Here is a 24,908-nt window from a genome sequence, read left to right on the forward strand (position 1 = left end):
TTTTCGCCACACCTTTTCCCTGCCGAACCGCCGCCGACCTCGCGCGGCACACATCCTGGAGCACCACAGTGAGCAATCTGCAAGCACAGGTCACCTCGACCGACCGCGCCTTCCACGTCGAGGGTTACGAGAAGATCGAATACGACCTGATCTACGTCGACGGCGTGTTCGCCGTCGACAACACCGAGCTGGCCGACAGCTATCGCCCGTACGGTCGGGCGCTGATGGTCATCGACGAGACCGTCCTGTCGCTCTACGGCGACGCCATCCGCACCTACTTCGACCACCACGGGCTCGATCTCACGGTGGTGCCGGTGCAGATCCGCGAGACCGCGAAGTCGTTGGAGACCTTCGAGACCATCGTCGGCGAATTCGACGCGTTCGGTCTCGTCCGCACCGAGCCGGTCCTCGTCGTCGGTGGTGGCCTGACCACCGACGTCGCCGGGTACGCCTGCGCGAGCTACCGGCGCAACACGCCCTACATCCGCATCCCCACCACGCTGATCGGTCTCATCGACGCCAGCGTGTCGATCAAGGTCGCGGTCAACTACGGCAAGCACAAGAACCGTCTCGGCGCGTACCACGCGTCGCAGAAGGTGCTGCTCGACTTCTCCTTCCTCGCAACGCTTCCCGAGGATCAGGTCCGCAACGGCATGGCCGAGCTGATCAAGATCTCGGTGGTCGGGAACTCGGAGATCTTCGACATGCTCGACGAGCACGGTCCCGATCTCCTGCGCACCCGTTTCGGTCACCTCGACGGCTCCGCCGAGTTGCGCGCGGTGGGCGATCGACTGACGTACGCCGCGATCGCCACCATGCTCGATCTGGAGGCGCCGAACCTGCACGAGATCGATCTCGATCGTGTGATCGCGTTCGGTCACACCTGGAGCCCGACGCTCGAGCTCACTCCCCCGGCGCCGTTCTTCCACGGGCACGCGATCAACATCGACATGGCGCTCTCGACCACCCTGGCCGAGCAGCGCGGACACCTCACGGTGGCCGATCGCGACCGCGTTCTCGGTGTCATGAGTCGACTCGGCCTCGCCCTCGACAGCGAGTTCCTCACCGCCGAGCTCCTCGCCGACGCCACCGGTTCGATCCTCAAGACCCGCGACGGGTTGCTGCGCGCCGCGATCCCCGACCCCATCGGGAGCTGCCGTTTCCTCAACGACGTGACGACCGACGAGTTGGCCGACGCGCTGCAGATGCACAAGAAGCTGGTCGAGGAGTTCGACCGGGCGGGCGACGGTGTCGACATGTTCACCGGTGCGCATGACTGATACCCACCCCGTGGAGATGTCGACACCGGCTGCGCCGCGGCCGGTCACACCGTCGACGATCCTCGCCGAGGTGGTCCGGGACATGCGCGAGCGGCTCGAGGGGATCGACGGTCTCGATCGGTCGATCCTCGCCTCGGCGGCACGCGCCGAGGCGCTCGCCGCCGGACTCGACCCCTATCTGGACCTGTGCACGACCGCGGAATCGGCGGCGCTGGCCGATCTCGCGTTGCGCACCGCGCATCGCGACTGGGACGCGAACCCGTCGTCGATCCCCGAGGTGCGACTCGAGCAGGAGATGCTCTCCGGCCATGTCGAGGGTCAGGCGCTGAAGTTCCTGGTGTTCGCGTGCGCCGCGCGGCGCGTACTCGAGATCGGCATGTTCACCGGCTACTCGGCGCTCGCGATGGCCGAGGAACTCGGCGAGGCCGGCGAGGTGGTGGCGTGTGAGATCGACGCCGATGTCGCGACATTCGCACGCGAGTGCTTCGACCGTTCGCCGGTGGGGCGACGGATCACGATCGAGGTGGGACCGGCGGGTGAGACCCTGCGGCGTCTCGACGACCGCTGCCGTGCCGGCGACGTCGCACCGTTCGACTTCGTCTTCATCGACGCCGACAAGCCGGGGTACCTCGGTTACCTCGACCTCCTGCTGGAGGGGTCGCTGCTCGCGCCCCGAGCGCTGATCGCCGTCGACAACACCCTGCTGCAGGGCGAGCCCTACGCCGCCGGCACCACCGCATCGGTGAACGGGGCGGCCATGGCGACGTTCAACGCCGCGCTCACCTATGACGACCGTGTCGAACAGGTGGTGTTGCCCCTGCGCGACGGGCTCACCCTGATCCGGCGGGTGCCGGATCGCGCGCGGTGACGTCACTGCGTGAGGCCGACGCCGCGCGCACACTCGCGGTGCTCGCGGCGTTGACGGTGACCCTGCCGATCGATGCGGCCGTCGTGGGCACAGCCTGGGTGGTCGGTCGGCTACACCCTGCGCGCACGACGGATCCGGGTCCGTCCGTCGACCGGAAGACCGTGCTGGTGACCGGCGGCAAGATGACCAAGGCCCTGGCGCTCGCACGCGCGTTTCACGCCGCCGGCCATCGTGTGGTGCTCGTCGAGTCGACGAAGTACCGCTGGACCGGACACCGGTTCTCCCGCGCCGTCGACGCCTTCCACTGCACTCCCGAACCGACCGCACCCGGATACGCGCAGGCCCTGCGCGACATCGTCGTCGACGAGGGCGTCGATGTGGTGGTGCCCGTGTCGAGCCCGGCGTCGAGCATCCACGAGGCGGCCGCCCACACTCTCCTCGACGAGCACTGCGAGGTCGTCCACGGCGACGAGAAGACGGTCCACATGCTCGACGTCAAGGACGAGTTCTCCGCCCACGCGGCGTCGTTGGGACTGGCGGTCCCGCACTTCGCGCGCATCACCGATCCGGCGCAGATCGACGACTTCGACTTCCGTCCGGGCCGCGAGTACATCCTCAAACGGATCGCCTACAACCCCGTGGGCCGGATGGACCTCACGCGTCTGCGACGCGAGACCTCCACGGAGAACGCCACTTTCGCCCGTAGCCTCGGGATCTCGCCCTCCGATCCCTGGATCCTGCAGGAGTTCATCGAGGGCACCGAGTACTGCACGCACGGCACGGTGCGCGACGGACGTCTGCAGGTGTACGCCTGCTGCGAGTCGTCGGCCTTCCAGATCAACTACGAGATGGTCGACAAGCCCGACATCCGCCGCTGGGTCGAGACCTTCCTCGCACCGCTGGACCTGACGGGGCAGGCGTCGTTCGATTTCATCGAGGCCTCTGACGGCACCGTCTACGCCATCGAGTGCAATCCGCGGACGCACTCGGCGATCACGATGTTCTACGACCACCCCGACGTGGCGGCGGCGTACCTCACCGACGACCACCCCACCGTGGTCCCGACGGCATCGTCGCGCCCGACGCACTGGATCTATCACGAACTGTGGCGACTGCTGACCGAGCGGGGACGCCGCGCACGGCTGGCGAGCATCCGGCGCAGCACCGACGCCATCTTCGACCGAGACGACCCGCTGCCGTTCCTGATGGTGCATCACCTGCAGATCCCGTCGCTGCTGGTGAAGAACCTGCGTGCCCGACGTGGGTGGAGCCGCATCGATTTCAACATCGGCAAGTTGGTGGAGAACGGTGGCGACTGATCCCGTGACCGACGTGCCGACGCACCCCGAACGCACCCTGGTGCTGCACCTCGTGGGGTCCCCCGTGGACGAGGCGTTCGCCGACCTGTCCCGCCTGTACGCATCGGGGTGCCTGGCGGCCCTGCGCGCCGACACGCGGTACGACAACCGGATCGCCCACGTGGCCCCGGGAGGTCGGTGGTCGTTCCCCGACGACCTGACCCCGGCCGCGATCGCCGCGGCCGAGGAGCGCTCCGCTGCTCGGGCGTTCGAGATGATCGAGTCGTGGGGCGTCGACGTCGTGGTCCCGCAGATGTTCTGTCGACCCGGGATGACCTCGTACCGTTCGGTGTTCGACGTGCTCGGCATCGGGCGACTCGGCAACTCCGGTGAGGTGATGGCCATCGCCGCCGACAAGGCGGCCACCCGCGCGATCGTCGCGGCGGCGGGGGTCGCGGTGCCCGACGGCGAGGTGGTGCGGCGCGGCGACGCACCGACACTGTCGCTGCCGGTGGTGGTCAAGCCCGTCGACGCCGACAACTCCGACGGCGTGACGATGGTCCGGGACGCCTCGGAGCTGCCCGCAGCCCTCGATACCGCTCTCGCACTGGGGGATTCCGCGCTGGTCGAGTCCTTCGTCGAGCTCGGGCGCGAGGTGCGGTGCGGCATCATCGTCCGCGACGGTGAGCTCGTCTGTCTCCCGCTCGAGGAGTACGCGGTCGATGCGGAGACCAAACCGATCCGCGATCGCGCCGACAAGCTGGCGCGGTCCGACGACGGTGACCTGTTCCTGGTCGCGAAGGACGCCGAGCACGCCTGGATCGTCGACGACGACGACCCGATCGTGGCCGTGGTGCACGAGGCCGCGCGTCGATGCCACCGCGCGTTGGGGTGCCGCCACCACAGCCTGTTCGACTTCCGGATCGACCCGGACGGCACACCGTTCTTCCTCGAGGCGGGGCCCTACTGCTCGTTCGCCCCGGGCAGCGTGATCGCGGTCATGGCCAAGGCCGCGGGTATCGGACTCGACGAGGTGTTCGCCATCGCGGTCGCAGAACTGCGCGCCGAACAGGAGAAACGATGAAGCACACTGCACTGACTCCCCTGGGCGCCGAGGTGACCGGCGTCCGCGTGGGGCCGCTGGACACCGCTGACACCGACGAACTGCGCACCCTGCTCGCCGAGCACGGGGTGATCGTCCTGCCCGACCAGGACGTCGACGACGACGACTTCCTCGCGTTCCTGCGCAGTTTCGGCGAGACGGTGTTCACCGTCGGGGAGACGCCCGTGCCCGGCCGTCCGGAGTTGAACGTGATCAGCAACGTGGGACGGTCGACACCGCCCCGATCGCAGTTCCACGTCGACACGAGCTACGTCCGGAACCCGCCCGCGTACACGGCTCTACGGGCCGTTGACGTGCCCGCCGAGGGCGGCCAGACACTGTTCAGCAATCAGTATCGGGCGTTCGATTCGTTGCCGGCGATGGTGCGTGAGGATCTGTCGGAGCGGACGGTGACCCACGTGGTGACCGGCCTCGACCTCGGCGACGACGCGGAGACCTCGGCGGTGCACCCGCTCTGCGCGACGCACCCGATCTCGGGCCGCACGGCGCTGTATCTGTCGACGCCGCAGCGGTGTGCGGAGGTGAGCGGGCTCAGCGAGGAGGAGGCCGCCGACACGGTGGCGTCGCTTCTCGAGCACAGCACCCGTCCGGACAACGTCCTCGCCCATCGGTGGTCGCCGAACGATGTCGTGATGTGGGACAACCGCTGTGTGATGCACAAGGCGGACCATTCGGGTGTGGTGGGCGACCGCGTCATGCACCGCGGGATGGTGGGCGGGTAGGACACCGCATGGTTGCGGGCGGGTAGTACACAGCATGGTTGCGGGCGGGTAGGACACCGCAGGGTGGCCGGGTAGCCGTCTCCGACGATGTTCGGTCCCTGAGGTTTGGTCCGGGGAGTCGCCGGGTACCCGGTTCGCACGGGTGTCGCGGCAACGGCATCGTGGACGTCGACGTCAGAGGTGACAGTGCTCCTCAACCCCCTCCTCCCCTCACACACCACCCACGTGACCGATCTGCTCGCGCCCGCGGGGGCGTCTGTACGCTCCGCGGCCGTCGCACCGCCGACGGAGGGGCTGCTCCCCCACGAGTTCACGCTCGGCGACTCGGTCTACGCGCCGCAGGACGACTCGTTCCTCCTGATCGAGGTCATGCGGGCCGAGACCGACGTCATCGCGGGTCGACGTGTTCTCGATCTGTGTTGCGGCAGCGGTGTCATCGGCATCGCCGCGGCCTGTCTCGGCGCGCGAGAGGTGGTCGCCTTCGACATCAACCCCGAGGCGGTGCGCAGTACGGCGGTCAACGCCGCCGACGCCGGGGTCGTGGTCGACGCCCGGCGGGGTTCGATCGACGAGGCGCTCGCCGCAGGGCCCTTCGACGTGGTGCTCAGCAATCCGCCGTACGTCCCGGCGCCGGATGGAGCGGCCGGCGTGGTCACCGGCGGCGACATGACGGCGACCGCGTGGGATGCCGGCACCGACGGTCGCTCGGTTCTCGATCCGCTGTGCCGTGCCGTTCCGGGTCTGCTGGCGGCGGAGGGAGTGTGTCTGTTCGTGCACTCGGAGACATCCGGTGTGGACAGGACCTTGGCGATGCTCCGCGACGGTGGGATCGACGCCGAGACCGTGGCCCACGGTCACATACCTCTCGGACCCGTGTTGCGGGAGCGAGCCGAATGGTTGAGCCGCCGTGGGCTTCTGCCGCCCGCGGCGCGGTCGGAGATGCTCGCGGTCGTGCGGGGGCGACGGTGACCGAACGTCGGACGGTGCGGATGGTGCCCGGGGGCCCGGTGATGGTGGAGGGCCCGGTACGCATCGAGATGCCCGACGGGGCCGTCGTCGAGTCGGATCGGTTCCTGGTCGCGATCTGCGCCTGCAAACGGAGCAAGACCTTTCCCCTGTGCGACACCAGCCATCGGCGACGGGCGCGCGCCGTCGAGTGAGGCCGCCGCACCCGCCGGTGCTGCGGCTCAAACCCGATCAGTCGGACCCGTTGTCGCTCAGTCGATGTCGATGGCTGCGTCCCCGCGTTGCCACGACTCCATCATGTGGTCGGCCAGCCGACCCTCGACGAGGTCGAACGCGCGCATGCCGAACAGGACGTCGTCGTGCAGATCGGGTTCGTGGGTGATGAGGTCTCCGACCACGTCGGTGCGCATCACCTGTTCGTGCACCGCGTCGGCCTCGACGTGTTCGCGATAGAACGCCGCGCATGCGGCCGGCGCCCCCAGGCGATCCATCGCCTCGGCGAGACGACGTGAACCGGGCGACGAGGTGATCTCGGTGGCGGCCAGATGTCCCACCGATGCGCCGCGCAGTGCCCGGTGCAGGCCGATCATCGACATGAGGTTCACCGTCACCAGGGCCTGCGCGGGCGCGCGGTCGAGGTACCCGAGGTAGGTGGAGTCGAGTCCCGCGGCGTCCATGAGGTCGGCGAACAACTGCTGGTGCATACGGTCGCCCCGCCCGCCGCCGTACTCGTCGAACTCGACGGCGACGAATGCCGCCTTGCTCCGCCCGGTGAGGCGCGGGATCGCCCAGGCGTGCGGGTCGGCCTCCTTGAGGTGATAGAGCGACCGCACCGCGAGGTACTCACGCATCTGTGTCCAGGTGCCCTCGTCGCGGAGGAAATAGGAGGGTCCGGTGCCGTCGATGGGTTCGACCGACATCTCCGACATCTCGCGGTCGACGTCGTCGTCGGGACCGATCGGCGCGATGTCGACATCGAGGGCGGAGCGGAAACGCTCCTCGAGGTGGCGACGCAGGCCCAGGAGTCCCGGGTCCCACTCCCATTCGGGATCGACGCCCGAGAAGCCGCGGTAGTGCAGTTCGTAGCAGGTGTAGAGGGCGAGGTGGAGGTCGACGCCGTACGGGTCGGCCTCGGCGACCGCGGCGAGTGTGACCGGCGACGGTGCGTCGGCGTCCGGTCGCGAGCCCCCGAGGAGTTCGACCACCTCCGACGACAGCGCGCCGCGTCCTGCCGGCAGGGCCGGACCGGTGGACCGGACCGATTCGTGGATCGCGATGCTCACGCATTCTCCTGTTGTTGACGGCACAGGTGTGCCGGATAGCCCGTGCGACGACATCTCAAACCCCGCCCAGCTCACAGCGCCGGCGCGGTGGGTTTCGTCTCCGTGCACCGCGACTTGGCCAGTCGCACCAGCACCTCACGGTCGGGGGCGACCCCTGCCACGTCGATGGTGACCGAATCGGCGACGGTCCGCACGACATGCCATCCGAATCCATCTGTCGACAGTGTCGACGCAGACCGCAACACGCCGCGTACCTCCACGGCGACACCCGCCGGAACGGCCAGGAGCGAGCAACCCACCGTGTCGGTCTCGCGCGAGCGCGTGATGATCTGGGTGGCGATCTCGTCGACCCCGAGGACGACGTCGGAGACATCGGCGATCGAGAAGTCCGCGGTCAGCAGAACGCTCTCCACCACCGACCGGATGACCGTCAGGTTCGACAACGACGCGCCGACGACCAGTTGCGCGGGGACCGCCTGCCGCGCCGACACCCGATCGACCTCGCTCGCGTGGACCACGATCACTCCTGACGTCGATTCACCGACCACCGCATCCCCGGGTATCCCGCCGGCACCGACCTCAAACGCCCCACCGGATCAGCGGCGCCCGGGGGTGCCGGTCGGCACACCGTTTCGATCACGCTCGTGGCGGGTAGTCGCAGCGGAGACAGATCCGATTCGGCGAGAGGCATCAGATGACGTCATTGTGGTTGCAGGATCGGTCCCCGGAGCCGACGACGGACCTGGCCCGGGGCGCGCGATACGACCACGTCGTCATCGGCGCGGGGATCACGGGCCTGGTCACCGCGGTCCTGCTCGCACGTTCCGGTGCGACGGTGGCGGTTCTGGAGGCACGCCACCGGGGCGCGGTCACCACCGGCAACACGACCGGGAAGGTGAGCCTGCTGCAGGGAACGCGACTGTCGTCGATCGCGTCGCATCACGGGATGCGGGCGGTGAACGACTACGTGGCGGCGAATCGTGAGGGAATGGAGTGGCTGCTGCGCTATTGCGCCGACAGCGGCGTCGACGTGGACCGGGAGTCGGCGATCACCTTTGCCGCCGGTGCCGATGGCGCGAAAACGGTCCGATCAGAGTTCCGTGTGGCCCGTGAGGCGGGTCTCGATGTCGCTCTCATCGACCACACCGAACTCCCGTTCGCCGTGCAGGCAGCCGTCGAACTCGCCGATCAGGCGCAACTCGACCCCATGCCCCTGCTCGACGCGCTGGCCGACGAGGTCCGCCGCCGGGGCGGCACTGTCATCGAGGGGGTGCGGGTGACGGGGACGAGCCTGCTGCGTCCGGCACTGACGAGTCGCGGCGACCTGACCGTCAGCACCGACCGCGGGCAGGTGAGCGGGGGCTCGGTCGTGGTGGCGACCGGCAGCCCGATCCTCGACCGCGGCGCCCATTTCGCGCGCCTCACCGCGCAGCGGTCGTACGCCGGAGCCTTCGAGATCGACGAACCGATGCCGCGATCGATGTACCTCGGGGCCGATTCGCCGTCGGTGTCGCTGCGGTACGCCACACGCTCTGACGGGAGGACCTTTCTGCTGGTCGGCGGTTTCGGGCACGAGGTCGCACGCGGTGGATCCGAACGGTCGCACGTCGACGATCTCCTGACGTGGACGCGGCGGACCTTCCCGTCGGCACGGCTGCACGCTCGCTGGTCGGCGCAGGACTACAGCTCCTTCGACCAGCTGCCCTACGTGGGCCCGGTTCTTCCCGGAACCGACCGGGTGCTGGTCGCGACGGGATACGCGAAGTGGGGAATGACCAACGCCGTCGCCGCGGGCCTGGCGATGTCGGCCCACCTGCTGGGCGGCGACATCGACTGGGCGCGGACGTTCCGGAATTCGCGTCCCTCTCAGGCGTTGTCGCTTCCTTCGGCCGCGTCGGCCAACGCCTCGGTGGGCCTGCACATGGCCCGCGGATGGGCGAAAGTGGCCACCTCGACCGGTCCGGGAACGCCCCGGGAGGGCGAGGCGCGGACCGGACATCGTGGCGGTAAGCCCATCGCGGCGTGCACCGTGGAGGGTGCGACACACACCGTCTCCCCCGTCTGCCCGCACCTCTTCGGGATCGTGGAGTGGAACGACGCGGAGAAGTCGTGGGACTGCCCCCTGCACGGTTCACGATTCGCCGCCGACGGCGCGGTCCTGGAGGGGCCGGCGACGTCCCCCCTCACCGCGATGTGAGGCGCTCGGAGGCCGTCAGACGCCGTCGAGGGCTGCGTCGTCGAGATCTGCTCGCAGCGCGGCCAGTGTCTTCGAGAGGATCCGCGAGACATGCATCTGCGATATGCCGATGCGCTCGGCGATCTGCGACTGCGACATCGAACCGAAGAAACGGAGCCCGACGATCTGGCGCTCTCGATCGGTCAGCCGTGCGAGCGCGGGCCGCAGCGTGGCGACATGTTCGACAGCACCCATGCGTTCGTCGATGTCGCCCAGTGTGTCCTGTAAACGCATGGTGGACGCATCGCTGGTGATCTCGGCGTCGATGGAGCCCGCGTGGTACGCCGACCGGGCGACGAGGCCGTCGACCACCGCATCGAGGTCGAGATCCATCTCGACGGCGATCTCACTGGGCCGAGGCGCGCGGCCCAACCGCTGCAACATGGCATCGGAGACCTTCGCGATCTGCATGTAGTTCTCCTTCGTCCGCCGTGGGACACGAAGAGACCACGTGGAATCCCGGAAGTGGCGCCGTACCTCACCCATCACGGTGGGCACGGCGAACGACAGGAAATCGGAGCCACGTGCGGGATCGAACCGGTCGACCGCGTTGACCAACCCGAGGCGGGCGACCTGGACGAGATCGTCGAACGCCTCACCCCGCCCTCCGAACCGACGGGCGACGTTGTCCGCCAACGGCAGACACCGTGCGATCACATCGTCTCTCGCGCAGATGAATTCGTGCGACCCACCGTCCAGCTGCGCCAACGCGGCGATACGGTGCGCCACGTCGGCGTAGTCGTCGTCGCGGCGCGGTCGTCCACGCTCACGACGGCCATGGAGCCGTGCGGGCGCGGGGAGCGGCTGCGGGGATGTCGTCGACGGGGAGGAGTAGTCGGGGTGCATGGATCACCTCGTCACACAGAGGAGGGAGGTGGGCACATCCGCATCGAGTTCTACGAAGCGGGACGGGGGTCACTGGATTCGACACCACCCGAGGGCCCTGAGCTGTACGAAGGGGCTCACGCCTCAACCGGTCCGCACGTACTGCTGATCGTGCCATGCCTGCGCCGAGATGACCACCCCCGAGACCGATGGGGCGTCGACGGACAGCAGGCCCCATCGGCTCCGACTTCGTGACCGATCACCATCGGGCATCGTGTCGCGCACGACGTCGACCGCAGCCGAGAAGCAGCGCGTATGCGACCTCCGCAGGCTCGGAGAGGTTTGGGACCCCTTCCATGCGGGGCACCCCCACAGAGAACGACCGGCAGAGACCGTAGCCGAGCACCACATCGCGATCACGCCGAATTCTGGCTGTGCACAGAAGGATTCGGGGGCCCACGGCCCCTGCCGACGAGAGGTCTCCCATGTTCCGACACACCGACCATCTGCAATTCGACGTGGCCCCGGAGAAGCCGGACCCGGTCTACGCCCACAAACTGCAGGAACTCATCGGCGGCACCTTCGGGGAGATGACCGTGACCATGCAGTACCTCATGCAGGGCTGGAACTGCCGCCTCAAGGGCAAGTACAAGGACCTCATCATGGACGTCGCCACCGAGGAGATCGGTCACGTCGAGATGATCGCGACGATGATCGCCCGTCTGCTCGAGGGCGCTCCGGCCACCGATTCGACGAAGAACGCCGCGGGTGACCCGGTCGTCGCAGCGGTCATGGGCGGGATGGACCCGCAGCAGGCGATCGTGGCCGGTGGCGGGGCGATGCTCGCCAACAGCAACGGGGTCCCCTGGAGCGGTGGTTACATCGTTGCGAGCGGAAACATGTTGGCGGACTTCCGATCCAACGTGGCGATCGAGTCACACGGGCGGCTGCAGACCGCTCGGCTCTATCACATGACCGACGACCCCGGCGTGAAGGACATGTTGAAGTTCAACCTGGCCCGCGACACCTATCACCAGAATCTGTGGCTCGCCGCGATCGAGGAGCTCAAAGCCGACGGGCTCGAGGACACCATCGTCCCGAACGACCTGATGGACGTCGAACACGCCGAACACGCCACCAGCCTGTGGCACCTGTCCGACGGCGCCGATGCGGACAAGGGCCGGTGGGCGTACGGCGTAGCGGCCGACGGGCGTCATGAGAACGGCTTCCTCGCCGACCCGGTCCCCTTGGGGTCCGCCCAGGCCGGGCCGCCGCCGGACCCGAAGCTCTACGCCACCTACGACGGGGCGATGGGTGAACCGCGCACGCCTGCCCTCGGTACCGAGAAAGGCATGCTCGGCAAGATCAAGGACGCCGTGGACCCGGACAAGAACTGAGCTCCGGCGGTCAGTCCCGGGCGGGGAAATGCTTGATCAGTGCCTCCTGCACGACCGTGGTCGCCAATGTCCCGTCGAGGGTGAAGAAGCGACCCGAGGCGAGGCCGCGGGATCCGGCGGCGACCGGCGATTCGGTGGCGTAGAGCATCCACTCGTCGAACCGGAAGTCGCGGTGGAACCACATCGAGTGGTTGACGGTGGCGGCGAACAATCGGTCGATGCCCCAGGACAGGCCGTGGGTGGTGATGATCGAGTCGAGCACGGTGGTGTCGGAGGCGTAGGCCATGGTCGCGACATGGAGCAGCGGATTGTCCGGAAGAGTGCCGTCGGCGCGCATCCACACGCGGTTCTGCTCCAACCGCTCACCGGTCTCACGGGCCTTCCACGTCGGGTCGTTGGCGAACCGGATGTCGATCGGGTGCAGTGCGTCGACGAACGCGGCGATGCGGTCCTCGTAGCCCTTGAAGTGCTCGCCGAGCGGCGGCAACTCGTCGGGATAGGGCACCTCGGGAGTCGACACGGCGTGCTCGAGGCCGGCCGAGCTGTCCTGGAACGCGACCAGCATCGTGAAGACCTCGGCGTCGCCCTGCATCGCGGTGACCTGCCGGTTGGCGAAACTCCGGGCGTCCCGGGAACGGTGCACGTGATAGTGGATGGGTCGCTCGACATCGCCGCCACGGATGAAATGCGCGTGCAGCGCGTGGACGGGCGGCGAACCCTTCGCGATGGTGCGTCCGGCGGCGATGACGCCCTGGGCGAGGAGCTGTCCACCGAAGGTGCGGGCGGTCTTCTGTTCGGGGTGTTGCCCCACGAACACGTCGTCGCCGGCGTCGGTCAGATCGAACAGGCCGAGAAGCTTGTCGAGATCACTCTGCATGGTCACTTCCACTGCACGGCCCCCTCGTCGATGCATCCCGCTCGGCGCCGACTCCCACGCCGGACCGAGTTCCCCCGGGATGAAATTCAGGTCAGAACGCTGCGGTTCTCACCCTCAGTGATCCTCTTCACCGATGCGGTGCACATGGATCAGGTTGGTGGACCCGACCGTACCGGGAGGTGCACCCGCCACGATCACCACCTGATCGCCGACGTTGAGGCGGCCGATCCGCAGCAGCGAGGAATCGACCTGGCGGATCATCGCGTCGGTGCTCTCGACGGGGTCGACCAGGAACGTCTCGGTCCCCCAGCTCATCGCCAACTGGCTGCGCACCTCCGGGAGCGGCGTGAACGCCAGCAGCGGCAACCGCGTGTGCAGACGCGCGAGTCGGCGAACGGTGTCGCCGGACTGTGTGAACGCGACGAGCGCCTTGGCGTCGAGACGTTCACCGATGTCGCGGGCCGCGTAGGAGATGATGCCGCGCTTGGTGCGCGGGACGTGGCTCAACGGCGGGACCGCGCGCGTGCTGTTCTCGACGGCGTTGACGATCCGGGCCATCGTGCGGACGGTCTCCATCACGTACTTGCCGACCGACGTCTCGCCCGAGAGCATGACCGCGTCGGCGCCGTCGAGCACGGCGTTGGCGACATCGGACGCCTCGGCCCGCGTGGGCCGCGAGTTCTCGATCATCGACTCGAGCATCTGGGTCGCGACGATGACCGGCTTGGCGTTCTCGCGCGCCATCTGGATGGCCCGCTTCTGCACCAGGGGTACCTCCTCGAGCGGCAGTTCCACACCGAGGTCGCCGCGGGCGACCATCACGGCGTCGAACGCCAGCACGACGGCCTCGAGGTTGTCGATGGCCTCGGGCTTCTCGAGCTTGGCGATGACGGGCACCCTGCGGCCGACGCGGTCCATCACCTCGTGCACGAGCTCGATGTCGGACGGTGAGCGCACGAACGACAGGGCGATGAGGTCGACACCGAGCGCCAGCGCGAACTCCAGGTCGGCGGTGTCCTTGTCGGACATCGCCGGCACCGACACGTTCATGCCGGGCAGCGACACGCCCTTGTTGTTGCTGACCGGACCGCCCTCGGTCACCCGGCAGACGACGTCGTTGCCGTCGACGTCGACGACGGTGAGTCCCACCTTGCCGTCGTCGACGAGCAGTCGGTCGCCGGGCTGGGCGTCGACCGCGAGTTCCTTGTACGTCGTCGACACGCGGTCGTGGGTTCCCTCGATCTCGTCGACGGTGATCCGGACCTGCTCGCCGGTCGCCCACTCGGTACGGCCCTGCGCGAAGCGCCCGAGACGGATCTTCGGTCCCTGGAGATCGGCGAGGATGCCGACGGCGCGCCCGGTGATGTCGGAGGCCTCACGGACCCGCTCGTACATCGCCTGGTGATCGGCGTGGCTTCCGTGACTGAAGTTCAGGCGCGCGACGTCCATGCCGCTCTCGACGAGTTCTCGAACGCGCTCCGCCGAATCGGTCGCAGGGCCCAGTGTGCAGACGATCTTGGTACGGCGATTCACCCGGCCGAGCCTAGTCTCCCCGTCCGGCCAACTCCATCACTGCGCCAACATGTCATCTCGCGGAAAGACTCGCGGTCGACAGCGGGAGCGCACCCGGATGCACCGGAGCCGGCAGATCGGAGGCGCCCATGAGGAATTCGTCGACACCGCGTGCCGCGGCCCGTCCCTCGGCGATCGCCCACACCACCAGCGACGCGCCGCGGTGCGCGTCGCCGCAGACGAACACACCCTCGGTCGTGGTCTGCCACCCGCTGCCGCAGGAGAGTGTGCCGCGGGCGGTTGTCGACAGGCCGAGGTCGTCGAGCAGCGCCATCGGTTCCACCCCCTCGAAGCCGATCGCGAACAACGCGAGATCGCAGGCGATCTCGAAGTCGTCGCCGACCGGGACCACCGTGCGTCCTCCGTCGCCGTCGCGCCGGACCTCCACCTCGGCCAGCACCAGGTGGGTGACGTGTCCTGCGGCGTTCCCACGGAACCGCTGCACCGCGACCTGATATCGGCGGTCGCCGCCCTCGTGGTGCGACGACGACGTCCGCATGACCAACGGCCAGGTGGGCCACGGCGACAGTCCGTCGTCGCGGCTGCGCGGGAGTTCGGGGTTGTAGTCGAGCTGGGTCACCGACGCCGCACCCTGACGGTGCGCGGTGCCCAGACAATCGGCACCGGTGTCACCGCCACCGATGATCACCACGTGCTTGCCACGCGCGGTGATCGGACTGGGTCCGTCGCCCTCGCACTCACGGTTGGCGGGCACGAGGTGCTCCATCGCCAGATGGACCCCGTCGAGTTCGCGTCCGGGGACCACGTTGTCGCGTGCCGCGAGCGCCCCCACCGCGAGGACGACCGCGTCGTGTCGGTCGCGCAGATCGGCGACGCCGAGATCGACGCCGACGTCGACGCCGGTCCGGAACTCGGTGCCCTCGGCGCGCATCTGCGCCAACCGCCGGTCGATGTCGGACTTCTGCAGCTTGTACTCGGGGATGCCGTACCGCAGCAGACCGCCGAGGCGGTCGTCGCGTTCGTAGACGGTGACGTCGTGCCCGGCGCGGGTCAGCTGTTGGGCGGCGGCGAGCCCGGCGGGACCCGAACCGACCACGGCCACCGATCGGCCCGATCGCACCGCGGGCATCTTGGGCTCGACCATGCCCTCCTGCCAGGCCACCTCGGCGATCGTCTTCTCGATGCGTTTGATGGTGACGCTGCCGCCGGTCGTCTCGTCCGAGATCGACAGGACGCACGCCGACTCGCACGGCGCGGGACAGATCTTGCCGGTGAACTCGGGGAAGTTGTTGGTCGCGTGCAGGCGGTCGGCGGCGGCGTCCCACCGCTGTCGACGAACCAGGTCGTTCCACTCCGGGATGAGGTTGCCCAGCGGGCATCCCGCCCCGCCGGAGTGGCAGAACGGGATGCCGCAGTCCATGCATCGCCGCGCCTGCTCGGAGACCTCCGCGCGCAGGGCGAGCGGATCGGGGTGCTCGTAGACGTCGGCCCAGTCGTGCACCCGCTCGGTCGCCGGCCGGGCGCGGTCCTCGCGCTTGCCGACGGTCAGGAATCCGCGTGCGTCAGCCACGTGCCGCCTCCATGATCGCCGAGTCGACGTCGCGACCCTCCGCCTGTGCCATCCGCGCGGCATCGAGCACGCGCTGGTAATCCGTCGGCATCACCTTCGTGAACGCCTGCGACCGCCGGGGCCAGTCGGCGAGCAGGGACGCACCGACACCCGACCCGGTCAGCGCCGTGTGCCGGGAGATCGTCTCGCGCAGCCAGGCGAGGTCGTCGGGGTCGGGCCGCTGCAGCGCGACCATCGCGCGGTTGACCTTCGCCGGATCGAGATCGTGTACGAATGCGATACCGCCCGACATCCCCGCGGCCATGTTGCGTCCGGTGGGTCCGAGGATCACCACCCGTCCCCCGGTCATGTACTCACACGCGTGGTCACCCACGCCCTCGACCACGGCGGTGGCACCGGAGTTGCGCACCGAGAACCGTTCGCCCACACGGCCGCGCAGGTAGACCTCTCCCGAGGTGGCCCCGTAGAGCAGGGTGTTGCCGGCGATCACCTGGTCCTCGGCGACGAACGACGCGTCGGGATCGGGCCGCACGATCACGCTGCCCCCGCAGATCCCCTTCCCCACGTAGTCGTTGGCGTCGCCACGCAGGTCGATCGTGACACCCGGCGGGAGGAACGCACCGAGCGACTGTCCGGCCGAACCGGTCAGGTTCACCCTGATGGTGTCGGCGGCGAGCCCCGCCGCACCGTAGCGCCGCGTGACCTCGGCGCCGAGCAGCGTGCCCACGGTCCGGTTCACGTTGCGGACCGGCAGGTCGAGGGTGACCGGGTGCGCGTCCTCGAGTGCCCCCTCGGCGAGCTGGATGAGCGTCTGGTCGAGGGCCTTGTCGAGCGCGTGGTGCTGCTCGCCGGTCCGGCGGCGGGCGCCGGGGACGTCGGGCATCGCGAAGATCGGCGACAGGTCGATGCCCCTGCTCTTCCAGTGCGCCACACCGTCGGCGGTGTGCAACACGTCGGCCCGCCCGACGGCCTCGTCGATCGACCGGAACCCGAGCATCGCGAGGTGTTCGCGGACGTCCTGGGCGATGAAGCGGAAGAAGTTCACGATGTGGTCGGCCTGGCCGGTGAACCGCGCACGCAGCACCGGGTTCTGTGTGGCGACCCCGACCGGACAGGTGTCGAGGTGGCAGACACGCATCATGATGCAGCCGGCCACGATGAGCGGCGCGGTGGAGAAGCCGAACTCCTCGGCCCCGAGGAGCGCGGCCACCATCACGTCGCGGCCGGTCCGCAGGGCGCCGTCGCACTGGACGGTGATGCGGTCGCGTAACCCGTTGAGCATCAACGTCTGCTGTGCGTCGGCCAGACCGATCTCCCACGGTGTGCCCGCGTGTTTCAGCGAGGTCAGGGGCGAGGCGCCGGTCCCGCCGTCGTGACCGGAGATCAACACGACGTCGGCGTGGGCCTTCGACACCCCCGCCGCGACCGTGCCCACACCGACGGCCGAGACGAGCTTCACGTGGATGCGCGCGTCGGAGTTGGCGTTCTTGAGGTCGTGGATGAGCTGCGCGAGGTCCTCGATCGAGTAGATGTCGTGGTGCGGGGGCGGTGAGATGAGCGCGACACCGGGCGTGGAATGCCGGGTCTTCGCGATCCACGGGTACACCTTGTACGCCGGGAGTTGCCCGCCCTCACCGGGTTTCGCACCCTGGGCCATCTTGATCTGGATGTCGGTCGCGTTGGTGAGGTAGTCGCTGGTCACCCCGAATCGACCGGAGGCGACCTGCTTGACGGCGCTGCGCCGCGCCGGGTCGTACAGCCGGTCGGTGTCCTCGCCGCCCTCGCCGGAGTTCGACCGTCCGCCGATCCGGTTCATCGCGATGGCCATCGTCTCGTGGGCCTCGGCGGAGATCGACCCGTAGCTCATCGCCCCGGTGTTGAACCGGGTCATGATCGACTCCACCGACTCGACCTCGTCGATCGGTACCGGCGAACGGCCACCCGCGCCGTCGCCGGCCGCGACGAAATCGAACAGGCCACGCAGCGTGCCACCCTCGGCGGAGAGGCGGTTCACCTCGTCGCAGTAGCGCCGGTACACCTCCTGTTTGCCACTGGCGGTCGCGTGCTGCAGCAGGAAGACGGTCTCGGGGGTGAACAGGTGCAGCTCGCCCTCGCGGCGGAACTGGTACTCGCCACCGACGTCGAGGCGACGGAAGACCTGCTCGGTGGGGTTGTCGGGGAAGGCGCGGCGGTGTCGGATCGCCACCTCCTCGGCCAGTTCGGCAAGCCCGACACCCTCGATCCGCGACACCGTGCGCGTGAAGTACTCGGCCACGAGATCCGACGACAGGCCGACAGCCTCGAAACACTGTGCGCCGGTGTAGGAGCTGACGGTGGAGATGCCCATCTTGCTCATCACCTTGAGCACACCCTTGCCCAGGGCCAGCAGGTAGTTGCGCACGGCTCCGGTGGGGGCGACGCCGGTCAGCTCACCCTCGCGGATGAGGTCCTCGATGGACTCGAACGCCAGGTACGGGTTCACCGCCGCGGCCCCGAATCCGATCAACAGCGCCACATGGTGCACCTCGCGGGCGTCACCGGTCTCGACCACCAGCGCGACCCGCGTGCGCTCCTTGGTGCGCACCAGATGATGGTGGACCGCCGAGACCGCGAGCAGTGACGGGATCGGGGCATGGTCGCGATCGGCCTCGCGGTCGCTGATCACCAGGGTGGAGTGCCCGTCGGCGATGGCCGCGGACGCGCGGTTCCGCAGATCGTCGAGGGCGCGGGCGAGTGCCTCACCGCCGCCGCCGATCTCGAAGTGCGCCCGCAGGAAACGGGCCGACAACCCTCGGTGATTGCCGTCGTCGTCGATGTGCACGATCTTGGCCAGCTCGTCGTTGTCGAGGACCGGCCACGGCAGCACGATCTGTCGGCACGACGCCGCCGAGGGCTGCAAGAGGTTGTGTTCGGGGCCCATGACCCGCGCCATCGACGTGACGATCTCCTCGCGGATCGCGTCGAGCGGCGGGTTGGTGACCTGCGCGAAGAGTTCGACGAAATAGTCGTAGAGCAGCCGTGACCGGCGGGAGAGCACCGCGACCGGGGTGTCGGTGCCCATCGACCCGAGTGGTTCGGTACCCCCGGCGGCCATGGGCGTCAACAGGATTCGCAGGTCTTCCTCGGTGTACCCGAACGACACCTGCCTGCGCACGACCGACTCGTGGGTGGGGACGAAGCGAGGTCGGTCGGGAAGGGTGGCGATCTCGAGGAGTCCGGCGTGCAGCCATTCGGCGTAGGGCGCGGCGGTGATGAGATCGGACTTGATCTCCTCGTCGCCCACGATGCGACCGATGGCGGTGTCGACGAGGAACATCCGACCGGGCTCGAGGCGTCCCTTGGCGACGACGTCGTCTTTCGCGACGTCGAGGACACCGGACTCCGACGCGAGCACCACACGGCCACTGCGGGTCTGCCACCACCGGCCGGGGCGCAACCCGTTGCGGTCGAGCACCGCACCGACCACGGTGCCGTCGGTGAAGGTGACGCACGCGGGGCCGTCCCATGCCTCCATCAGCGATCCGTGGAACTGGCAGAACGCCCGCCGGTCGGGGTCCATGTCGGCGACGTTCTCCCAGGCCTCGGGGACCATCATCATCACGCTGTGCGCGACGCTGCGACCGCCCAGGTGCAGCAGTTCGAGGACCTCGTCGAGGGACGCGGAATCCGACGCGTCGGGGGTACAGATCGGGAACAGTCGCCGCAGATCGCCGGGGATGAGGTCGCTGTCGAGCATCGCCTCCCGTGCGCGCATGCGGTTCCGGTTGCCGCGGACGGTGTTGATCTCGCCGTTGTGCGCCACGAAGCGGAACGGGTGCGCGAGTGGCCACGAGGGAAAGGTGTTGGTGGAGAAACGCGAATGGACGATGGCGATGGCGCTCTCGCATCGCTCGTCGCGCAGGTCGGCGTAGTACAGCGGCAACTGGGTGGTGGTGAGCATGCCCTTGTACACCATGGTGCGACTCGACAGGGACGCGAAATACACTCCGCTGCCCTGCGATTCGATCACGTCGTCGGTCTGCTCGGCGCGCTTGCGCAGGGGGTAGACGATGCGATCGAGATCGATCCCCGCCGGCCGGGGCATGCCCTCGGCGGTGTCGACCGTCACGAACAGCTGCGCCATGTGCGGCATGCACCCGCGGGCGGTGGCGCCCAGATCGGCCCCGTCGGCGTCGGTCGGCAGGTCGCGCCAGCCCAGGACGGTGACACCCTCCTCGCCGGCGATCGACTCGATCCTCGCGATCGCCGCGGTGCGCGCGGTCACCTCGACGGGCAGGAAACAGACACCTGCCGCGTAGGTGTGGTCCCCCGACAGGGCCGGATCGGGAAGGTCGAATCCGGTCTGCGCACGCAGGAGGGCGTCGGGCAGTTGGATCAGGATCCCCGCACCGTCACCGCTGTTGGTCTCGGCGCCCGCCGCACCACGGTGGTCGAGGTTCTCGAGGGCGAGGAGGGCGTCGGAGACGATGCCGTGTGAGCGCCGACCGTGGATGTCGCAGACCATCGCGACGCCGCACGAATCGGACTCGGCGTCGGGATCGTAGAGGCCCTGCGCGGGTGGGAATGCGGAGAACAACACCGGTGACAACCTCCACGACAGGCCTGGTGGCCATCAGGGATGGGTCCTCAGGACTGCACCGGCCTGCGGGAGATACGGGCTCGCGGACGACTCACGGACTCGCGAATCCCGATGCTAACACCGCCGTCGCGCCACCGTCGGGTGGATTTCGCCCGGTCAGGACGGCGTGCGCGTACCGCTGGTGTCGTCGCTGTCGGTGCTGTCGGCGCCGGGCTCGTCGGGTTCGGGCGCCGCGTCGCTCCCCGGGGTGTCCGCGGGGTCGGTGACCACGGGTTCGGTGGCACCGGAGTCGATCTCGTCGGGTTCGGTGACCGTGGAGTCGGCGCCCTTCGAGTCTGCGCCCTTCGAGTCTGCGCCCTTCGAGTCTGCGGCCGGGGAGTCGGCAGACGCGTCGGTGACAGGGGTCGACTCGGGACCGGCGCCGTCGCGATAGATCTCGGCGGGCGATTCGCGGCCCTTGCGGGCGAGCATCACATAGGCGATCGCGCAACAGAAGACGATCGCGGCCGTGAAGACGTTGATGCGGATGCCGAAGATGTGGGTGGCCTGGTCCTCACGGAGCAGTTCGATGAAGAACCGACCCGCGCAGTACCCGGCGACGTAGAGCGCGAACAGACGGCCGTGGCCGATGCGGAACCGGCGGTCGATCACCACGAGTGCGATGACGACGAGGACGTTCCAGATCAGCTCGTAGAGGAACGTCGGTTGCACGACGTCGACGACGGTGCCGGTCGACGTGCCGTCGATGAGCCCGGGCCCGACATTGCCGTTGCGGTCGACGCGTTCGTAGATCTCCAGGCCCCACGGCAGCGTGGTGTGCGCGCCGTAGAGTTCCTGGTTGAAGTAGTTGCCCAACCGACCTATGGCCTGCGCCAACAGGATCGGCGGTCCGATCGCGTCGCCCATCGCCGGCAGCGAGATGCCGGCGCGGCGCGCCCCGATCCAGGCGCCGAGTGCTCCGAACAGGACCGCACCCCAGATGCCGAGTCCGCCGTCCCAGATCTTGAAGGCGTCGATCGGGGTCTTCGGGCCGTCGCCGAAGTACGTCCGCCAGTCGGTCGCCAGGTGGTAGAGACGACCTCCGACGAGTCCGAACGGCACCGCCCAGATCGCGATGTCGAGCACCTCACCGTCGCGGCCACCGCGTGCCTGCCAGCGCTTGCTGCCCCACCACACCGCGACGACGATGCCGACGATGATGCACAGCGCGTAGGCCCGTAACGGGAAACCACCGAGGTACCAGACACCCTGTGAGGGACTCGGGATGTAGGCCAGGACAGCGGGGTCGGTCACCGTGCCACAGTAGCCGAACGCACTCCCGCGGCCAGCTCCTCGACGAGCGTGGAGACCGCCTCGACGCCGTCGGCGGCCGCACTGACGAGAGCGGATCCGACGATCACGCCGTCGGCGTAGGCGGCGATCTCGGCCGCCTGCGCGCCGCTGCGCACACCGAGCCCCACGCCGATCGGGATGTCGGAGTGTTCGCGGATCCGCTTGCAGAGGCCGGGGGCGGCGTTCGACACGGCGTCGCGTGCACCGGTGACGCCCATCGTCGAGGCCGCGTAGACGAAACCACGACTGGAGTCGACGGTCATCGCCAGGCGTTCCTCCGTCGAGGACGGCGCGACGAGGAAGATCGGATCGAGGTCGTGCTCACCGGCCGCGGCCAACCAACCGTCGGCCTCCTCCGGGATGAGGTTGGGGGTGATCAGACCACGACCACCGGCCGCGGCGAGGTCACGGGCGAACGCGTCGACCCCGTAGCGCAGCACAGGATTCCAGTACGACATGACCACCGGGGCTCCCCCGGCGTCGGCGACCGCCTCGGCCGCGGCGAACACGTCGCGGACCCGGGTGCCCGCGCGCAGCGCCGTATCGGCGGCGTCCTGGATGGTCGGCCCGTCCATCACCGGGTCGGAATACGGGATGCCGAGTTCGACGATGTCGCACCCCGATCGCACCAGGGCGCGCACCAGCTGCAACGAGGTCGGGACGTCGGGATAGCCGACGGGCAGATAACCGATGAGCGCACTGCGGTTCTCGGCCGAGCACTGCGCGAAGACCGGGGCCAGGCGCGACGCGCTCACGGGGTGATGCCCGGGGCCGGCGGCTGCGCCTCGGACGTGGTGCCCGCTGTGGTGTCGGCCTTGGAGGGGTCGCCGAGGGTGGTGCCACTGCCGTCGCTGCCGGCCGGCTTGTCGAGCAGTCCGAACCAGCGCGCGGCGGTGTCGACGTCCTTGTCCCCGCGGCCGGACAGGTTGACCACGATGACGGCGCCCGCACCGAGTTCGGCGCCGAGTTCGATGGCGCCCGCGACGGCGTGGGCGGACTCGATGGCCGGGATGATGCCCTCGGTCTTGCTCAGCACCGACAGTGCGTCCATGGCGGCAGTGTCGGTGACCGGGCGGTACTCGGCCCGACCGGTCTCCAACAGGTGGGCGTGCTCGGGACCGACACCGGGGTAGTCGAGACCCGCGGAGATGGAGTGCGATTCGATGGTCTGGCCGTCGTCGTCCTGCAGCAGGTAGGAGTAGGCGCCCTGGAAGGCGCCGGGGGTGCCGCCGGCGAAGGTCGCGGCGTGCCGTCCGGACTCGACGCCGTCGCCGGCCGCCTCGAAACCGACCAGGCGCACGTCGGCATCGGCGATGAACGGGTGGAAGATGCCGATCGCGTTGGATCCGCCGCCGACGCAGGCCACGACGGCGTCGGGCAGCGCACCGGTCTGTTCGAGGATCTGTGCGCGGGCCTCGAGTCCGACGATGCGCTGCAGATCGCGCACCATCAGCGGGAACGGATGGGGGCCGGCCGCGGTGCCGAAGCAGTAATACGTGGTGTGCGCGTTGGTGACCCAGTCGCGCATGGCCTCGTTGATCGCGTCCTTGAGGGTGGCCGAACCGTTGTCGACGGCGATGACCGACGCACCGAGAAGTCGCATGCGGGCCACGTTGAGCGCCTGGCGTTCGGTGTCGACGCGACCCATGTAGACGATGCACTCGAGGCCGAGCAGCGCGCAGGCGGTCGCCGTGGCGACGCCGTGCTGACCGGCACCGGTCTCGGCGATGACGCGCGTCTTGCCCATCCTCTGGGCGAGCAGCGCCTGACCGATCACGTTGTTGATCTTGTGCGAACCGGTGTGGTTCAGGTCCTCACGCTTGAGGAAGATGCGGGCGCCACCGGCGGCGGCGCTCAGCCGTGTCGCCTCGAACAGCGGCGAGGGCCGACCGCTGTAATCGCGCTGCAGGCGGTCGAGTTCGGCGAGGAAGTCGTCGTCGCTGCGGACCTTCTCGTAGGTGGTCGTGACCTCGTCGATCACGGCCATCAAGGCCTCGGGCACGTGCCGACCGCCGAAGCTGCCGAAGTATCCGCGGGCGTCGGGGTCGAAGGCGGTGCGCTCGGACAGGCCCACGCTGGCGGTGGGGAAAGGACGTGCGGCGTGCTCGGTGGACACCGGTCAGCGCACCGGCTTCGGGCACGACGGGTGCGTCCCGGCGGTGACGAGCTCGCGTACCGCGGCACGGGGGTCACCGCTGGTGACCAGTCCTTCGCCGACCAGCACGGCGTCGGCACCCGCGCCGGCGTAGGCCAGCAGGTCTGCCGTGCCGCGGACACCCGACTCGGCGATGCGGATGATCTCGGTGGGCAGCCCCGGTGCGATGCGCGCGAAGGTGTCGGTGTCGACCTCGAGGGTCTTGAGGTTGCGTGCGTTCACACCCACGACCGAGGCGCCGGCCTCGAGGGCGCGGTCGGCCTCCTCCTCGGTGTGCACCTCGACGAGCGCGGTCATGCCGAGCGACTCGGTCCGGTCGAGCAGCGAGGCGAGGACGTTCTGTTCGAGCGCGGCCACGATCAGCAGGATGACGTCGGCGCCGTGGGCCCGCGCCTCGTGGATCTGGTACGGCCCGACGATGAAGTCCTTGCGCAACACGGGGATCTGCACCGCCGCGCGGACCGCGTCGAGATCGTCGAGGGAACCGCCGAAGCGACGCCCCTCGGTGAGCACGCTGATGATGCGCGCGCCACCGCTCTCGTAGGCCTGGGCGAGGGCGGCGGGGTCGGCGATGGCGGCGAGATCGCCGCGCGACGGGCTGGCCCGCTTCACCTCGGCGATGACGCCGATGCCGGTCTCGCGCAGCGCGGCTGCTGCGTCACGCGGATCGGGGGCGGCGGCAGAGGCGACCTTCACGGCGGCGAAATCGAGCACCGCCTCGCGGGCGGCGACATCGGCCTTCACCCCGTCGATGATCGAGTCGAGGACAGTCGGCGTACTCATGGGTGCGCGGCCCCCTTCCGGCGGTGACGGGCGGGAATCGGTGGGTGGTCCACGTCATCCGGTGTTCGCATCAGGGTAGCC

The 24,908-nt window shown here is 69.0% G+C and carries 19 protein-coding genes and 1 pseudogene; 9 read left to right on the forward strand and 11 right to left on the reverse strand.

The window, feature by feature from the left end; genetic code table 11:
• Positions 1 to 68 precede the first annotated feature (68 nt).
• From OG579_RS03880 to OG579_RS03910, 7 genes are all read left to right on the forward strand, one after another.
• Positions 69 to 1,280: a sedoheptulose 7-phosphate cyclase gene (locus OG579_RS03880; RefSeq protein WP_045823026.1), complete on the forward strand. Its 1,212-nt coding sequence runs from the start codon at positions 69 to 71 to the stop codon at positions 1,278 to 1,280.
• Positions 1,273 to 2,148, forward strand: a complete 876-nt coding sequence (locus tag OG579_RS03885) for an O-methyltransferase (RefSeq protein ID WP_328858159.1) — start codon at positions 1,273 to 1,275, stop codon at positions 2,146 to 2,148. Before OG579_RS03880 ends, OG579_RS03885 begins: the two co-directional genes overlap by 8 nt.
• Complete coding sequence (locus OG579_RS03890; RefSeq protein ID WP_328858160.1) at positions 2,145 to 3,467, forward strand: ATP-grasp domain-containing protein; 1,323 nt, start codon at positions 2,145 to 2,147, stop codon at positions 3,465 to 3,467. The genes OG579_RS03885 and OG579_RS03890 overlap by 4 nt, the downstream gene beginning before the upstream one ends.
• Complete coding sequence (locus OG579_RS03895; RefSeq protein WP_328858161.1) at positions 3,457 to 4,530, forward strand: D-alanine--D-alanine ligase family protein; 1,074 nt, start codon at positions 3,457 to 3,459, stop codon at positions 4,528 to 4,530. Before OG579_RS03890 ends, OG579_RS03895 begins: the two co-directional genes overlap by 11 nt.
• A complete protein-coding gene (locus OG579_RS03900) occupies positions 4,527 to 5,291 on the forward strand; it encodes a TauD/TfdA dioxygenase family protein (protein WP_328858162.1) in 765 nt (254 codons plus the stop codon). The genes OG579_RS03895 and OG579_RS03900 overlap by 4 nt, the downstream gene beginning before the upstream one ends.
• A 225-nt stretch (positions 5,292 to 5,516) precedes the next feature.
• A complete protein-coding gene (locus OG579_RS03905) occupies positions 5,517 to 6,260 on the forward strand; it encodes a HemK2/MTQ2 family protein methyltransferase (RefSeq protein ID WP_328858163.1) in 744 nt (247 codons plus the stop codon).
• A gap of 20 nt (positions 6,261 to 6,280) precedes the next feature.
• Complete coding sequence (locus OG579_RS03910; RefSeq protein WP_328859150.1) at positions 6,281 to 6,451, forward strand: CDGSH iron-sulfur domain-containing protein; 171 nt, start codon at positions 6,281 to 6,283, stop codon at positions 6,449 to 6,451.
• A 57-nt stretch (positions 6,452 to 6,508) separates the two neighbouring features.
• Here OG579_RS03910 and OG579_RS03915 read toward each other — a convergent pair whose 3' ends face one another.
• Both OG579_RS03915 and OG579_RS03920 read right to left on the reverse strand, forming a co-directional pair.
• A complete protein-coding gene (locus OG579_RS03915; RefSeq protein ID WP_328858164.1) occupies positions 6,509 to 7,540 on the reverse strand; it encodes an iron-containing redox enzyme family protein in 1,032 nt (343 codons plus the stop codon).
• Positions 7,541 to 7,611: 71 nt separating this feature from the next.
• Positions 7,612 to 8,058, reverse strand: coding sequence for an ATP-binding protein (locus tag OG579_RS03920; protein ID WP_328858165.1), 447 nt, complete (start codon positions 8,056 to 8,058; stop codon positions 7,612 to 7,614).
• Positions 8,059 to 8,234: 176 nt separating this feature from the next.
• Here OG579_RS03920 and OG579_RS03925 point away from each other — a divergent pair, with 176 nt between their 5' ends.
• The gene (locus OG579_RS03925) at positions 8,235 to 9,737 is read left to right on the forward strand and encodes an FAD-dependent oxidoreductase (RefSeq protein ID WP_328858166.1); all 1,503 of its coding nucleotides are present in this window, start codon (positions 8,235 to 8,237) and stop codon (positions 9,735 to 9,737) included.
• Positions 9,738 to 9,752: 15 nt separating this feature from the next.
• Here the strand turns inward: OG579_RS03925 and OG579_RS03930 are convergent, their stop codons facing one another.
• Complete coding sequence (locus tag OG579_RS03930; protein ID WP_328858167.1) at positions 9,753 to 10,622, reverse strand: SigB/SigF/SigG family RNA polymerase sigma factor; 870 nt, start codon at positions 10,620 to 10,622, stop codon at positions 9,753 to 9,755.
• Between the two features lie 464 nt (positions 10,623 to 11,086).
• Between OG579_RS03930 and OG579_RS03935 the strand changes: the two genes are divergently transcribed.
• Positions 11,087 to 11,998, forward strand: a complete 912-nt coding sequence (locus OG579_RS03935) for a manganese catalase family protein (protein WP_328858168.1) — start codon at positions 11,087 to 11,089, stop codon at positions 11,996 to 11,998.
• Positions 11,999 to 12,008: 10 nt separating this feature from the next.
• Here the strand turns inward: OG579_RS03935 and OG579_RS03940 are convergent, their stop codons facing one another.
• The 8 genes and pseudogenes from OG579_RS03940 to trpC all read right to left on the reverse strand — a co-directional run bounded on the left by OG579_RS03940 (position 12,009) and on the right by trpC (position 24,827).
• Positions 12,009 to 12,875 carry an acyl-CoA thioesterase gene (locus tag OG579_RS03940; RefSeq protein ID WP_328859151.1) on the reverse strand — a complete coding sequence of 289 codons (867 nt, stop codon included), beginning with the start codon at positions 12,873 to 12,875 and terminating at the stop codon, positions 12,009 to 12,011.
• 114 nt (positions 12,876 to 12,989) lie between these two features.
• Positions 12,990 to 14,408 carry a pyruvate kinase gene (gene pyk / locus OG579_RS03945; protein WP_045823030.1) on the reverse strand — a complete coding sequence of 473 codons (1,419 nt, stop codon included), beginning with the start codon at positions 14,406 to 14,408 and terminating at the stop codon, positions 12,990 to 12,992.
• A 52-nt stretch (positions 14,409 to 14,460) separates the two neighbouring features.
• Positions 14,461 to 15,978, reverse strand: coding sequence for a glutamate synthase subunit beta (locus OG579_RS03950; protein ID WP_328858169.1), 1,518 nt, complete (start codon positions 15,976 to 15,978; stop codon positions 14,461 to 14,463).
• Positions 15,971 to 20,557 (reverse strand): glutamate synthase large subunit, encoded by a 4,587-nt coding sequence (gltB, locus tag OG579_RS03955; protein WP_328858170.1) that lies wholly within the window; start codon positions 20,555 to 20,557, stop codon positions 15,971 to 15,973. Before gltB ends, OG579_RS03950 begins: the two co-directional genes overlap by 8 nt.
• A 434-nt stretch (positions 20,558 to 20,991) precedes the next feature.
• Positions 20,992 to 21,850 (reverse strand): annotated as a pseudogene (lgt, locus tag OG579_RS03960) (prolipoprotein diacylglyceryl transferase); the annotation flags it as partial.
• Positions 21,847 to 22,644, reverse strand: coding sequence for a tryptophan synthase subunit alpha (trpA, locus tag OG579_RS03965; protein ID WP_045823033.1), 798 nt, complete (start codon positions 22,642 to 22,644; stop codon positions 21,847 to 21,849). The gene trpA and the pseudogene lgt, both read right to left, overlap by 4 nt.
• Positions 22,641 to 24,005, reverse strand: a complete 1,365-nt coding sequence (trpB, locus tag OG579_RS03970) for a tryptophan synthase subunit beta (RefSeq protein ID WP_328858171.1) — start codon at positions 24,003 to 24,005, stop codon at positions 22,641 to 22,643. Before trpB ends, trpA begins: the two co-directional genes overlap by 4 nt.
• A gap of 3 nt (positions 24,006 to 24,008) precedes the next feature.
• Entirely contained in the window at positions 24,009 to 24,827 is an 819-nt protein-coding gene (gene trpC, locus OG579_RS03975; protein ID WP_328858172.1) for an indole-3-glycerol phosphate synthase TrpC, read from the reverse strand.
• Positions 24,828 to 24,908 lie beyond the last annotated feature (81 nt).

Origin of the sequence: Williamsia herbipolensis (assembly GCF_036153515.1) — a bacterium.
Lineage (GTDB): Bacteria > Actinomycetota > Actinomycetes > Mycobacteriales > Mycobacteriaceae > Williamsia_A > Williamsia_A herbipolensis.